This window comes from Paenarthrobacter sp. GQ52, from assembly GCF_059759005.1.
This window is the reverse complement of the sequence record NZ_JCAXEJ010000001.1, coordinates 629,614-644,160: the sequence shown is the minus strand read 5'-3', so window position 1 is coordinate 644,160 and position 14,547 is coordinate 629,614. Positions and strand designations below refer to the sequence as shown.

10 protein-coding genes and 2 tRNA genes are annotated in these 14,547 nt (G+C 63.2%); 3 read left to right on the top strand and 9 right to left on the bottom strand.

The window, feature by feature from the left end:
• Positions 1–81: 81 nt before the first annotated feature.
• From AC6CH8_RS02800 to AC6CH8_RS02790, 3 genes are read left to right on the top strand one after another with little or no spacing between them, the layout of a single operon-like run.
• The gene (locus AC6CH8_RS02800; protein WP_498188564.1) at positions 82–2,595 is read left to right on the top strand and encodes a bifunctional lysylphosphatidylglycerol flippase/synthetase MprF; all 2,514 of its coding nucleotides are present in this window, start codon (positions 82–84) and stop codon (positions 2,593–2,595) included.
• A gap of 22 nt (positions 2,596–2,617) precedes the next feature.
• Positions 2,618–3,901, top strand: coding sequence for an alpha/beta hydrolase (locus AC6CH8_RS02795; protein ID WP_498188563.1), 1,284 nt, complete (start codon positions 2,618–2,620; stop codon positions 3,899–3,901).
• A gap of 44 nt (positions 3,902–3,945) precedes the next feature.
• Positions 3,946–4,353, top strand: coding sequence for a hypothetical protein (locus tag AC6CH8_RS02790; RefSeq protein WP_011774207.1), 408 nt, complete (start codon positions 3,946–3,948; stop codon positions 4,351–4,353).
• Positions 4,354–4,402: 49 nt separating this feature from the next.
• On the opposite strand, the gene AC6CH8_RS02785 is transcribed toward AC6CH8_RS02790, so the two are convergent.
• From AC6CH8_RS02785 to AC6CH8_RS02745, 9 genes are all read right to left on the bottom strand, one after another.
• Positions 4,403–4,475: transfer RNA gene (locus tag AC6CH8_RS02785), tRNA-Asn, on the bottom strand.
• 116 nt (positions 4,476–4,591) lie between these two features.
• Positions 4,592–4,664, bottom strand: a tRNA-Asn gene (locus AC6CH8_RS02780).
• 52 nt (positions 4,665–4,716) lie between these two features.
• Positions 4,717–6,612, bottom strand: a complete 1,896-nt coding sequence (gene dnaG, locus AC6CH8_RS02775) for a DNA primase (protein ID WP_498188562.1) — start codon at positions 6,610–6,612, stop codon at positions 4,717–4,719.
• Between the two features lie 58 nt (positions 6,613–6,670).
• Positions 6,671–7,987 carry a deoxyguanosinetriphosphate triphosphohydrolase gene (locus AC6CH8_RS02770; RefSeq protein WP_091466343.1) on the bottom strand — a complete coding sequence of 439 codons (1,317 nt, stop codon included), beginning with the start codon at positions 7,985–7,987 and terminating at the stop codon, positions 6,671–6,673.
• Between the two features lie 64 nt (positions 7,988–8,051).
• Positions 8,052–9,233, bottom strand: a complete 1,182-nt coding sequence (gene dusB / locus AC6CH8_RS02765; protein ID WP_179019072.1) for a tRNA dihydrouridine synthase DusB — start codon at positions 9,231–9,233, stop codon at positions 8,052–8,054.
• A gap of 113 nt (positions 9,234–9,346) precedes the next feature.
• Entirely contained in the window at positions 9,347–10,828 is a 1,482-nt protein-coding gene (locus AC6CH8_RS02760) for a YibE/F family protein (protein WP_498188561.1), read from the bottom strand.
• A gap of 232 nt (positions 10,829–11,060) precedes the next feature.
• A complete protein-coding gene (locus tag AC6CH8_RS02755; protein ID WP_178996446.1) occupies positions 11,061–12,023 on the bottom strand; it encodes a GNAT family N-acetyltransferase in 963 nt (320 codons plus the stop codon).
• A gap of 2 nt (positions 12,024–12,025) precedes the next feature.
• On the bottom strand, positions 12,026–13,411 hold the full coding sequence (locus AC6CH8_RS02750) for a glycine--tRNA ligase (RefSeq protein WP_091466335.1): 1,386 nt from the start codon (positions 13,409–13,411) through the stop codon (positions 12,026–12,028).
• A gap of 113 nt (positions 13,412–13,524) precedes the next feature.
• Positions 13,525–14,529, bottom strand: a complete 1,005-nt coding sequence (locus AC6CH8_RS02745) for a DMT family transporter (RefSeq protein WP_498188560.1) — start codon at positions 14,527–14,529, stop codon at positions 13,525–13,527.
• Positions 14,530–14,547 lie beyond the last annotated feature (18 nt).

The following is a 14,547-nucleotide window of genomic DNA, read 5'->3' as shown; positions in this document are numbered from 1 at the left end:
CCCTCCCCTAACCGCCTGCTGCAGGGCAGAATGGTGGCCAGCCGGGGTTACCGGTGCTGCAACCGGTGAAGGGGACATCACATGAGCACGGCTGTTGGATTTCGGGGCAACGTGCGCGGGCTGGCAACCGTGCGGAGGTTGCCGCTGACGCTGGGTCTCGTAGGGCTCTTCTGGGTGCTGGGTGCCGTCTCCGGTAGCCTCGTCAACGGCCCCGGCCAAGTCTTGTTGGATCAAGTGGGAATCGGCCTGGCGGTGGAACCCGGACCGTGGTGGTCCATCTTCACATCAGCATTCTTCGCCTCCTCCCTGCTCGATTATCTGGCCTGTACAGCCGCGATCCTGGTGGGTGTCGGCATCGCCGAACGCGTCATGGGCCCTTGGCTTGCTTTGGCCGCCTTCGTAGCCGGTTCAGCCCTCAGCGCCCTTGTGCTTGTAGCACTCGTAACCTTCGGAACGGATGCCAGCGACCAATGGCTCAGTTTCCTGGGCGGCGAATACGTTGTGGGTGCCTACGGCGGCGCCGCCGCTGCGTTAGGGTGCTCGACGGCGGCACTCGAGGCTTTGTGGCGACGTCGCCTGAGGACGTGGCTACTGGCCGCGACGCTGATGTTTGCCCTGTTCGTGGGGGTCGCCCAAACCCTGCAGGCTCTTGCCGGAGCCGTGATCGGCATCCTGGCGGGCTGGGTCATCCAGTCGCTGGTGCTGCGCCACCGGGCGGGATCGCTCCACTCCTCAAGCCTTCGAGAGACGCGCTTCCTGGTGGGCACCGTGGTGGGTGTCTTCGCGGTTGGACCTTTGCTCACGCAACTGACCGGAACGTGGGAAATCGGGCCCCTCTCCGTTGTTTCCGAGGTCATGCTCCAGGCCAGTCCCGACGCCGATGAGGTGCAGGAAGCGTGCAATAACGACAACAACTGTGTCACGTTACAGAGCATCGTCGGCGTCCAGAGCTTCGGAGCGGCGATCCTGACACTGATTCCGGTTCTTCTGCTGCTCGTCTGCGCCGAGGGGCTCCGGCGTGGCCGCCGGCTCGCATACAGGCTGACACTCGTTATCCAGCTGTATCTGGCTGCCGTAACCGTCCTGTCCATCGTCCAGTACGTTACAGATCCGGACGTCACGTTAGGCGACGACGACTTCGCGTACCTCCTCCTGTACGCGGTCCCCGCGGTCCTCGCCCCTGTCATCATCGTGGCGCTGCTTCTGGTAAACCGGCATAAGTTCCGGGTCGAGTCGAGCGACGCCGGTTACAGGGTCCTTGGCCGGACCTCGCTCATCCTCGCCGTTGCTGCCGTGATCTTCTACGTCGCGTTCTGGTTCATTGAAGGCAACCCGGGACGCTCCACCCTGCTGGATCTGGCCGGGCAGCTGACACACATTCTGGTTCCCTTCCCTGTCCCATTTGTGGTGGCTCTCCCGCAAGGCCTGCTGAGCACGGTGGTATACGGACTGGGCGGGGACATCATTTGGCTGTGCATCCTTGTACTTGTCCTAAACAACTTCCGTCGGTTCCGGATGCTCGCCACTGATCCGGCAGCAGATCTGGGCCATGCCAGGGAGCTGTTGCATGACGGCGGCGGAACGCTGTCCTGGATGGCTCTATGGGACAACAACCAGTACTGGTTTACCCCGAACAGGAAGGCCGGTGTTGCGTACCAGGTCCACAACGGCGTGGCCCTCACAGTTGCGGGGCCCTTTGGCGCAAGCGAACTCCATCCTGAGGCGGCCACGGGCTTCGTAAAGCACTGCTCCAGCCTTGGGCTGGTTCCGTGCTTCTACTCAGCCACGGCAGAGCTCGACGCTGCGCTGATCCCCCATGGCTTCAGGAAACTGGAAGTAGCGGAAGAGACACTCCTCAACGTCCAGGCCATGACCTTCAAGGGGAAGGAATGGCAGAACGTCCGCACGGCCCTGAACCGCGCAGACAAGCTCTCCATCAAGGACCACTGGTACAGCTACCCCGGGATGCCGCCGGGAATCAGGGCACAGCTCGCCGAGATTTCCGAAGAGTGGGTGGCTGACAAAGCACTTCCTGAGATGGGCTTCACCTTGGGTGGCTTGAATGAGCTCAAAGACCCCGAGGTGCTCTGCTGCGTAGCCGTGGACGATGACGGCCTGGTCCATGGAGTCACCAGCTGGCTGCCCGTCTTCAGCGACGGGGTCATCTCAGGGTGGACCCTGGACTTCATGCGCCGCCGCACCACAGGCTTCAAGGGCGTCATGGAGTTCCTCATTGCTTCTGCCGTGACGCACTTCAAAGAAGAAGTACCCCAAATCTCGTTGTCCGGCTCTCCCCTCGCAAATGCAGGATCCGATGCCGGCGAGGGAGACCACAGCACCGTGGACCACAGCACCCTGGACCGGGTCCTTGCGCTTCTCGGGAACGCACTGGAACCCATGTACGGCTTCAAGTCGTTGGCCGCCTTCAAGTCCCGGTTCCAGCCTGAGCATCGGACTTTGTACATGTACTACCAGGACCCGTTGGCCTTGCCGTCCATCGGTATCGCTGTGGGTTCCGCCTACCTGCCGGGACTCTCCCCCGCACAAAGCGCGGGGCTGCTGCGGCAGATGGTAGCCAAGGAACCCGCCGCATGACGCCGACGCGGAGTCCCCAGCCATGAACGACCTCCTGAAGGTTGAAATCAGCGGACCTGTGGTCATGACGATTGCCGGGGTGATCGGCGTCGGGTTCTTCCTGCTGCTGTTCCTTAGGCCGTCCGCGCGCTGGGCCCTCACCGCGATCACGGCCGTCGTGGTCGCAGCCTTGTTGGGATGGTTGACCGTGTGGATCGTAGAGGACGTGATGGACGTCTTCCATGTGGGGCTCACCCCGCGGGTGTGGTTCTGGGCGATTTCCTGCTTCGCAGCCCTGGGTCTTGCCGTGGTTAGCTTCCGTCATAGCCCACGGTGGCGGAAAACGGTGGCTGCAGTGTCCATTCCAGTGTTCGTGGTGGTCGCGGCCCTAGGCATCAACACGGAGTTCGGACTGAACAAGACATTGGGCTCGGCCTTGGGAATCTCTACGGAGGATGCCATTCAACTGGCCAAACCGGACCCGGACGCCTCCATTCCGGCGGGTCCCCTGTGGCAAAGCTGGAAGCCCCCGGCCAACCTCCACGCGAAGGGCGAAGCTGGCACCCAGGTCATTCCAGCCACCGCCTCCGGTTTCGATGCCAGACCCGCGGGCATCTATTTGCCCCCTGCCGCCCTGACGGCCAATCCGCCCAAGCTGCCCCTGTTCGTCCTCATGATGGGCCAACCGGGGCTGCCGGATCCTCAATACATTTCCGCCGCCCTGGATGAGTTCGCTGCCAGGAACAACGGCCTGGCCCCTATCGCGATCGTCGCAGACCAGATAGGCCCGGACCAAAATGACACCCTCTGCCTGGACACCGCCAAGTACGGCAACGTGGAGAAGTACATCAACGAGGACGTGGTGAACTGGGCCAAAGCCAATTTGAACATCCTCTCTGACCGCGAACACTGGACCATTGCCGGGTACTCCAACGGCGGCCAATGTGCCATTTCCTTCGCGGTCAAATACCCGCAGATGTGGGGCAACGTGGTGGACATCTCCGGCGAAGAATTCCCTGGTGCAGAGGATCCGGCCGGCAACCTCGCGGCGATCTTCAACGGCAACCAGGCTGCCTACGACGCCCAGAAGCCCATCAACATCATGAAAGGCAGGCAGTTCCCCAATACAACAGCCGTTTTCACCGTGGGCTCGGATGACACAACCTATGTGGCGGCGGCCAAGGCGGTCTCCGCAGCCGCCCGGGATGCAGGAATGACTGTGACGTACTACGAGGTGCCCAACGGCGGTCACGTGGGCCTGGCGCTGAATGCGGGACTCACGAAGGGCTTTGAGGTTCTTTATCCGAGGCTGGGCCTGTCCAAGTAGGCCTTGCCCTTTTCCGGCCCACGCCCGGGCGATAAAGTTGAGATGTGCCACATTGGCAAGAGCTGCAGCCGCTACCGGCACCGTGGCAGCGTCGGGATGAACGCATCCTGCCGCTGTGGTGGGACAGGCTGTGCTCCGTGACCAGTCCCCAGTCGGCCGCACTCTACGCCGCCGGGCTCTTTACAGACGACCGTCGCCGCCCGATTGCCCAGTGGTACAACCCCGAAACGGACGCCGCGCTCCTGGTCGCGCCGGAGACCTCACCTGAATGGCCGGTCCAGCGCTTCGGCATCTTCTATGCCCCGCCGGGTGGTGGCTTCACCCGCGTCTACTCGGCGCCCCACGAGTGGCATCCCCGCGAGCCCAGGACTCCGCCAACCGAGCAGGATTCATTCCTGGCTGCGGTGGCCGAGGCCGCCCGTTTCCTGCAAGTGGAGATGGATTTCGTCTGATAAAAGGCGAACCCCGCACCAGCAGTGATGCCGGCACGGGGTCCTTATGCTCCTCCGACTGGACTTGAACCAGTAACCCTTCGATTAACAGTCGAATGCTCTGCCAATTGAGCTACGGAGGAATGAAGCGGTTATGACTTTAGCAAAGGTTCTACCGGAATGCGAAATCGGCGCCGGATACCCCTAGGGGGTATAAAAATACCCCCGTTCCGAAAGATCGGAACGGGGGTATTGTGCGCTCCTCCGACTGGACTTGAACCAGTAACCCTTCGATTAACAGTCGAATGCTCTGCCAATTGAGCTACGGAGGAATGAAGCGGTTACTAGCTTAACAGGGGCCCGCCGGAAAACGAAATCGTGGCTTTAGCCGTCCGAGCGTAGTGCCCTGCGCTCCATCTCAAGCTGCATCAGCTCCCGGTTCAGCCGCTGGAATTCCTCCGGATTGGCTCCTGCATCCAAGCGCTGCAGCTGCCCCATCTTGTCGGCCTTGATCCGGGTGATCTGCAATTCGAAGAGACGGGCCAGGATGTCGCGGCAGTATCGCTGCATGGCCTCGGGGGTGCTCGCCGGCAGGGGCGTTACGGCCAACTCCGAGACCAAAGGCCGTAGCGGTTCCGGGACTTCCTGGCGGACTTGTTCCACCCAGGCCACAGGGTCATCCGAGTGGGCGAGGCCCGCAGCCCGCACGGCAGTGTGGACGGCCGCATAAGCAGGCGTAGTGAAGTGTGAGGCCTCGAAGCGTTCCCAGGCTCCCCCGCCGAGCACTCCCGGCTCCTGGAGGACAACCTCGAGCGCTTGGCGTTCCATACCGGCTATGGGGTCCCTGGGGTCGGGTCGTTGGAAGACCGGGCCGCTCGACGGCGGTGCTGCCGCCGTCGTCGCCTGTCCGGCCGGGCCTGCAGTGCTGGCACCAGCGGCGCCGCCGGAAGCGGCTCGCTTGGCGGCCGCCCCGACGTAACCGCTGACTTCCTCGATGGGCATGCCCAACCAACCTGCCAGGTTGCGTGTGTAGCCAGGCCTGGTGGCGGAGTCCCGGATCTGTGCCACCACAGGGGCGGCTTCGCGCAGGGCAGCTACACGGCCTTCCACGGTGTCCAAATTGTGGCGGCGGAGAGTGGCCCGGATAGCAAACTCGAAGAGTGGCTTGCGGGTACTGATGAGCTCGCGCACCGCGGCGTCGCCCTTTAGTTGGCGAAGATCACAGGGGTCGGCGCCGGAGGGCTCCACTGCGACGTACGTCTGGGCGGTGAAGCGTTGGTCTTCCTCGAAAGCCCGCAGAGCCGCCTTCTGGCCGGCCGCATCGCCGTCGAAAGTGAAGATGACCTCTCCCCCGCTGCCGTCGTCCGAGAGCAGCCGCCGGGCAACCTTGATGTGCTCGGTACCGAAGGCAGTACCGCAGGTGGCAACCGCCGTCGTGACCCCTGCGAGGTGGCAGGCCATGACGTCTGTGTATCCCTCCACCACTACCAGTTGCCGTTCCTTGGCGATATTCCGCTTGGCGATGTCGATCCCGTAGAGGACCTGGGACTTCTTGTAGAGCGTGGTCTCAGGGGTGTTCAGGTATTTGGGGCCCTGATCGTCTTCGAAGAGTTTGCGTGCACCGAACCCGATGGTGTCGCCCGCGATGTCCCGGATGGGCCAGATCAGCCTGCCGCGGAAGCGATCGTAGATGCCCCGGTTTCCTTCGGAGAACATGCCTGTGAGCTTCAGTTCCGCATCAGTGAACCCGCGTCCGCGGAGGTGCTTGAGCAACGCGTCCCAGCCCTGGGGCGCGTATCCCACGCCAAAGTGTTCGGCAGCGGCGCGGTCAAAGCCACGGCCATCCAGGAAGTTGCGCCCCTCGGCCGCGCCGGGGGTCAGCAGTTGGGCGCGGAAGAACTCATCGGCGGTCTTGTGGGCGTCCAGCAGGCGCTGGCGCTTGCCCACTTCCTCACGACTGGGACCGGTGCCGCCGTCCTCGTAGCGCAGCTCGTAACCGATTCTGGCGGCAAGTTTCTCGACAGCCTCGTGGAAGGAACTGTGGTCCATCTTCTGCACAAAGGAGATGGCGTCGCCGTCCTCACCGCAGCCGAAGCAGTGGTACCTGCCCACCTGCGGGCGAACAGTGAAGGAGGGCGAGCGTTCGTCATGGAAGGGGCAAAGGCCCTTGAAACTGCCCAGCCCGGCGCCCTTGAGGGTGACGTAACCGTCAACGACTTCCTTGATATCCGTGCGCTGGCGTACTTCGTCGATATCTTCACGTTTGATCAGGCCAGCCACGTGACCATCCTAGTCGCTTGCCCCAAGAGTCCCCGCCGTTAACGGAAAGCAGGAAGGGTTACCAGAGCGACGGGAGGCTGCCCACAAGCCGCTCATACATGGCCAGGGCAGACACGTCCGTCAGCGACGCCACCTGGTCGATTACAACGCGCAAACGCGCACCGTCGTCGACGGCGTCACGCCAGTCCGCGGCGAACATCGGCTCAAGGTGACGGTCGCCCGTGGCATTCAAAACACCTACCAGCGCATGAAGCACTTCGCGTTGGCGCTCGTACACCGGCTGACGATGGTCTGTGGAGATCACGAAGGTGGTAGCCAAGCCCTTGAGGACCGCGATCTCGGTGACGGTGTCCTCGGGAACCATGAGTTCAGCGTCATAGCGGGTCAGATTTGCTGGTCCGAAATGAGCGCGCGTGGTTTCCATTGCGCTCTGGCAGAAGCGGCCGATCAGCTGGCTGGTCATGTCCTTCAAGGCAGCCATGGATTTCCGGCTGCCATCAGCTTCGCGGACCCAGACTTTGGTGGCCTCCAGCCGCGCAAGGGCGGCATCAATGTCAGCGGGATCGTTGTGTGGCAGGTACCACTGCTTGGTGTACCCCACCACGCGCGCACGATGGTCCGGGTTTTCCATCCATTTGAGCTGGAAATGGCCGGCGACAATCGCATCCTCGACGTCGTGGACCGAGTACGAGATGTCGTCGGCAAGGTCCATGACCTGGGCCTCGATGCACGAACGGTTGCCCGGTGCGCCTTCCCGGAGCCATTCGAACACCGGAAGATCGTCTTCGTACGCGCCGAACTTACTGGTGCGGTGGCCATGGATGACGGGGGCGTCGACGGCGGACCACGGGTACTTGGACGCAGCATCCAGGCTGGCGCGGGTCAGGTTGAGTCCGGCCGGCCTGCCATCCTCAGCGAGTACCTTGGGTTCTAGTCGGGTCAGCAACCGCAGGGTCTGGGCGTTGCCTTCGAAACCACCAATGGTGTGCGCTACTTCGTTCAGGGCGGACTCACCGTTGTGGCCGAAGGGCGGATGCCCGAGGTCATGGCTCAGGCATGCAGTGTCCACCACGTCAGGATCGCACCCCAGGGAGCGACCCAGTTCGCGGCCCACCTGGGCTACTTCGAGGCTGTGTGTGAGCCGGGTTCGGACAAAGTCGTCCGTGTCCGGTGCGACTACCTGAGTCTTGGCGCCGAGCCTGCGCAACGCCGAGGAGTGCAGGACCCTCGCGCGGTCCCGTTCAAAATCCGAGCGATAGTTGCTCTTGCGTGGCTCTTCGACCCACCGCGCGGAATCTGCCTCGGCGTAACCGGGGATGGCCAGCACAAAATCGTGAGCCGTCCCGTCTTGGCCAAGTATCGCTTCGGTTCCCATGGGTATCTGCCTCCTTCAAGCGCCGGGGTGTGGAGCTTCTTGAGTCAGTCTTACACGTGTGAGGCTAGCCGCCCGAAACGTCCAGCTCTGCGGCCGAGATATCCGCGCTCTGTTCAGCGTTCAGCTGACGGCTCACGAGCCAGTCTTTGGGCAACGCAGGCTTCTTGGGCGAACCGGCGCGGCCGCGGGGTCCCTCGGAATCGACTCCCGGGTAGGGCGCGTCCATGTCCAGTTCGTTAAGGTATTCGCGCAGCACCTCGAGGGTGGGTACGGTGGCCAGCTTGGCGCGGAGCTCTCCGCCCACTACGTAGCCCTTGAAGTACCACGCCATGTGCTTGCGGATCTCGCGGAGTGCCTTGTATTCGTCGTTCCCGAACGTTTCCACCATGAGCTCGGCGTGACGATAGACGCCTTCGGCAACTTCGCGGAGACCCGGGCGGTGCCGCTGGTCGCTGCCTTCGAAGGCGGCCTGCAGATCACCGAACAGCCATGGCCTGCCTTGGCAGCCGCGGCCCACAACCACGCCGTCGACGCCGGTCTCGCGCACCATGCGGACAGCATCCTCGGCTGACCAGATGTCACCGTTGCCCAGTACAGGGATGTCAGGGAGCGCCTCACGAAGCCGGGCAATGGCGGACCAGTCGGCCTGTCCGGAATAGAACTGGGCTGCGGTCCTGCCGTGGAGGGCAACAGCGGCCACTCCTGCGTCGCGCGCGATTCGACCGGCGTCGAGGTATGTCAGGTGGTCCTCGTCGATGCCCTTGCGCATCTTGATGGTCAAGGGAATATCGCCCTTGGACGCTTCCTTGACGGCTGTCTGGACAATGGAGGTGAAGAGGTCGATCTTCCAAGGCAGGGCCGAGCCGCCACCGCGCCGGGTGACCTTAGGCACCGGGCAGCCGAAGTTGAGGTCGATGTGGTCCGCACGGTCCTCTTCCACGAGCATCCGTACTGCGGCGCCTACCGTCACGGGATCAACACCGTAGAGCTGCACGGACCGGACTTTCTCGTCCTCATCATGCGAGATGATGCGCAACGATTCCGGCGTGCGCTCCACCAAGGCACGGGAGGTCACCATCTCGGCCACGTACATCCCGCCACCGTATTCGCGGCAGAGCCTGCGGAAGGCAGAGTTGGTAATGCCCGCCATGGGGGCAAGGATTACCGGGGTGTCCACGGTAATCCCACCGAGTTTCAGAGGAGGGAGCTCGAGCTTTGGTGCAGGGGGCGTCGCTACTACAGTCACCTATCCATTGTTGCAAAGCGGGGCAAATCGGCGGACAACCGGCCGAATCCCGTGCTTGTTCGCCCACGCGTCCGCAGTACGGCGGGTGTGGCGAACAAGAGCAGAGCTCGGGTTTAGGTGGCGTCGTTCGTGTCTCCGCGCCGCTCAGCTTCCCGCTGGGCACGGCGGCTGCCCGGCCGCGCCGGCTTGCCGGAATCGTCAAGGCGCGTACCGGCGTCGTGCTTGTCATGCTGACCCGAACCTACGACGGCGGCGGCTGCTGCCAGCGAACCGGTGTCGTTAAGCTCATCAGCAGTTACGGTCGGCCCACCGGCTGCGGCGATGCGCTTCATGCCGGTGGCTTTAACCACCAGGACGGCAATCAGCGTAGTGACCGGGATGGCGAGGACGAGGCCGATGGACCCCACCAGGGTACGGATTACTTCCTCGGACAGCTCAGCACTGGTCAGTGCTTCATCGAGAGGGCGGTCATAAAGCATCACGATGATGAGGATCGGAAGCGCGGCTCCGGCGTACGCAAAAGCGATGGTGTAGACCGTGGAGGCAATGTGGTCCCGGCCGATCCTCATGGCAGAGGAAAACAGCTTGCGGGCACTGGTGTTGGGCGCGAGTTCGTAGAGTTCCCACACCGCAGAGGACTGCGTAATGGTGACGTCGTTGAGCACGCCCAGGCCGGAGATGATGAGGCCGCAAAGGATGATCCCTGAAATGGAGATCTGGGGCGACATGTTCACCAGCGTGGACGCATCGTGGTTTCCCACTCCCGCCAGGTTGGCGGCGTCCGTAGCCCACGCCGCCAACAGGGCTGTGATGCTAAGCCCGAAAATTGTGCCCAACAAAGCGGTGGACGTTCGCGCCGAGAATCCGTGCGCGAAGTACAGGACCCCAATCATGATCACCGTGGATCCCACCAACGCCAGCAACAGTGGCGGCTTGCCCTCCACCAAGCCCGGCAGGATGAAGCTGACCAGGACGAAGTAGGCACCCACCAGGCCAAGAAGTGCCCGGAAGCCGCGCCAGCGGGCCACCGCGATGACGACCGCTGCGTACAGGATTGCCAGGAGCGCGATGGGGATGCTGCGGACAAAGTCCACGAAAACATAGGCAGGCGCGCCGCTTCCGGCGTTCGCACCTTGAACCGCGGACAGGTTGAGGTACCGGATGGAGTCCCCTACGTCCACGCCATGGGACATGGCGACGTCAGGGTTGATGACCACCTTGACTACGTCCCCGCCTTTGTCCGGCTCCGTAAAGGCGAAGGTGCACTGCGACCCGCCGGACTGGTTGTTTTGACCGGTGTCAGTCTGGCCGGTGTTGGGCTGGCCCGTGTTGCTTTGGCCCGTCTGCGTGCAGCTTTCCACCACCACGCTCTGAATTCGACCGGTATCGAACGTGACCCCGGGGGCAGCCTGGTACGGGCTCGAGAACGAGATCCCTTCCCGACTGCCTGAGGGCCACATGACCATCATGGCCACGAGCGTCAGGACGCCCAGCGGAATAAGGATGGCCGCCAGAATCCAGTTGGCCCTCTTCCGCGATGCAAGAGCCTGCGGCGTTGGCTCGGAATTTTCAGAATGACCGTGGGAGTGGCCCATCAGCAGCAAAACCTCATGCCCTTAACCCTACGCGGGACCGAACACCCCACGACGCAGGACGCCCAAATTCCCCCTCGCCACAAAGACCGGCTTTGGACGCGCGGATTCAGAGGTCACCGGCCCGCTGCGGTGGCCCAAGCGAATATGGGTGTCGTACGGCGAAGCTATAACGCAAGATCCCACGCGGCCCGCAAAACGGGCGGCGTGGGATCCTGGCGCGTGAAAGCTCTGATCAGTCGCTGACGATCAGGGTGTCGGCACCCCGCACGTGGGCTTTTCCGGATTCCAACAGCGGATCAAGAACCGTGCGCAGCGCCGTCATGGACTCGTCAACTTCCAGCAGGACCGGGTGTTGGTAGGCGATGAGCGCCAAGAGGTCACGCACTGCAAAAGCTGCTTCCTCGGCGGACAGCTGGGGGTCGTGTCCAAGGAAGACATCGGAAGGCTCATCCGAGTCGCCTTGGGCGTAACTGATGGCAAACGCCTGGATTTTGCCCTTGCGGCTCGCCGGAACGCCTTGGCCGAAGGCACTGGCCTTCGGCGCGCGCAGGACGATTGCGCCGTGGGCGCCAGTCAGGTCATGCAGGAACAAGCGCTGCACCGTGGGGATGCTGAGCTCCCCCGGGCTGTCCCAGTGGTGGACATGCGAGTAGTACTTCCCCACCACATCGCTCAGCTCCACCGAACCCGTGGCCAGGTCCTCCACGCGCTCGGAAGCGGCTTCCTCGGAACCATCGCCGAACCGCGGCAATGACAGGGGTTCAGGTGCCACCACAACAAGCTGCGAACGCTGGATGGGCGCAAGTCCCGCAGCCGCAGCGAATGCCGCACCTGCGGTATCCGGCTCCACCTTGCTGCGCAGCTTGGAAACGCCCGACGGCGAGTTCCCGGCTTCGCGGCGAAGCATGGTCAGCAGGGTTGCACCCACGCCTTCACGGCGGTGGTCCTTGGCAACCTCGATGTAGGCCCAGAGTCGCTCCGGGTGCAGGGATGCCTCGTGGACAACGCCGGCGGCAACGGGAATCCGCACGCCGTCCACCACGTCCTCGGCCACGATGCAGCGGCGCCAGGGCTGGTTGCTGGACGGCGCCAGGGCTGCACGGAACTGCTCAGCGGGAAGGGTCTCCGGGCCGCCCCAGATTTCCAAGAGGGCGAGGTCGTCGCCCTCCTTCCATTCGCGGTACTCCAAAGCCACGACTAGGCGCCGATCAGGCGTGCAGCCAGGTAGCCCTCAACCTTGTCCAGGGACACGCGTTCCTGGCTCATGGTGTCGCGCTCACGAATGGTCACGGCCTGGTCCTCAAGGGTGTCGAAGTCCACTGTGATGCAGAACGGGGTACCGATCTCGTCCTGGCGACGGTAACGGCGGCCGATGGCGCCGGCGTCGTCGAAGTCGATGTTCCAGTTCTTGCGTAGCTGGGCGCCCAAAGCCTTGGCCTTCGGGGACAGGTCCTCGTTGCGGCTCAGCGGCAGGACGGCGGCCTTGACCGGGGCCAGGCGCGGGTCCAGCTTCAGCACTGTACGGACATCGACGCCGCCCTTGGCGTTGGGTGCCTCGTCTTCGGTGTAGGCGTCGATCAGGAAGGCCATGAAGGAGCGGGTCAGGCCGGCGGCGGGCTCGATCACGAACGGGGTGTAGCGCTCGTTGGTGGCCTGGTTGAAGTAGCTCAGGTCCGTGCCAGAAGCCTTGGCATGCGTGGAAAGGTCGAAGTCCGTGCGGTTGGCGATGCCCTCGAGCTCGCCCCACTCGGAGCCCTGGAAACCGAAGCGGTATTCGATGTCCGTGGTGCCTTTGGAGTAGTGGCTGAGCTTCTCCAGCGGGTGCTCGAAGAAACGGAGGTTGTCTTCACGGATGCCCAGGTCCGTGTACCAGGACATGCGCTCCTTCATCCAGTACTGGTGCCACTCTTCATCGGTTCCGGGCTCGACGAAGAACTCCATCTCCATCTGCTCGAATTCGCGGGTACGGAAGATGAAGTTGCCCGGCGTGATTTCGTTGCGGAACGACTTGCCGATCTGGCCAATGCCGAACGGCGGCTTCTTCCGCGAGGTGGTGAGCACGTTGTTGAAGTTCACAAAGATGCCCTGGGCAGTTTCCGGACGCAGGTAGTGCATGCCTTCGTCGCTGGCCACCGGGCCGAGGAAAGTCTTGAGCAGGCCGGAGAATTCCTGGGGCTCGGTCCACTGGCCGCGGGTGCCGCAGTTTGCGCAGGCGATGTCCGCCAGGCCGTTTTCTGCCGGGCGGCCCTTCTTTTCTTCGTACTCTTCTTCGAGGTGGTCGGCACGGTAGCGCTTGTGGCAGGACAGGCATTCAACCAGGGGGTCGGAGAAGACATCCACGTGGCCGGAGGCTTCCCATACCTGGCGGGGAAGGATGACGGAGGAATCCAGGCCTACAACGTCCTCACGGCCGCGGACCATGCTCTGCCACCACTGGCGCTTGATGTTTTCCTTCAGTTCAGCGCCGAGGGGACCGTAATCCCAGGCCGAACGGGAGCCACCATAGATTTCACCGGCCTGGAAGACAAAGCCCCTCCGCTTGGAGAGGGAAATGACCTGGTCAAGGACGGATTTTGCTGCCATGGGTAACTCCATTTGTTCTACAGGGCCGCTGGGTGCGGTCCGCGGTGGTTTGCCCCGGAATCCGGACGAGGTTGTCCGGCGGGGTGATGGGGGAAAGTTTGTTGATTCCTACCCTACCGGCCTTTGGGAGGGACTCTTCGTGCGAAAGCTCCCTTGGGCCAGGGCAGTGTGGCCACGATGATCGCAGCGAGCGTCAGGACCGTACCCAGCACCGTGGGCAAGGCGACCACTGCGCCGGGACTGGGGATCACGACGTCGAGCACCAGCGACCCCACCAACTGCCCGGCGATCATGCCCAAACCGGTGATCAGGACCCCAAGACTCCGGACCAGCAGCGCCGCCAGGCCGATGAAGAGGCAGCCCATGGGCCCGCCAAGGTAGTACCACCACTCGCTGGGAAGCGGATTTCCCGGCCCGGCCACAGCCAGCTTGATAATCCACGCGATCCACAGAATGAGTGATCCTGCAATGAAGTTGACCAGCGTGGCCGCGATGGGCGTTCCGTAATGAACAGTGGCAGTTCCATTCATTGCCTGCTGGAAGCTCATGAAAAAACCGGCGGCCAGCGGCAGGAGGACAGGCAAGACGAGCGAGGCGATGTCGGTGTCGCCGCTGAAGCGCGGGGAAACTGCCCAGGCGACGGCGGCCACCGTCAGGACACTGCCCAGGACCCGGACTCCCGTGATGGCGCGTTTTCCTCCCGGGCCGATGCCCATTCGGTCCACGAGCAGTCCGCTCAACGTCTGGCCGGTCACCGCTGCGACCGTGAACAACGCGACACCCAGCAGGGCAACAGTGAACGACTGGGCAAAGACGAACAACGCGCCGATGGCACCGGCCATCACGTAGAACCGGGGGAAGCTGCGGTTCCGGACGGCAGGAACGATGCGTTGTAGCCCTGCCCTGCCCTTGGGGGTGGCAAGAGAGATGGCACTGATGAGGAGGAGTCCCGTGGTGAAGCTCACAACAGCTGCGGCAATGCCGTCGTCCAGTTTGGCGCCGAGGGCCCCGTTGATCCTCCCTTGAAGCGGGATCACCAGGCCCGTCGCTACTGCAATGGGAAGGCCAATGACCAGCGGAAGGGCGGGACGGGGAGAAGGCTGCGGCACCGTCACCACACTACTTCAGGCATCATT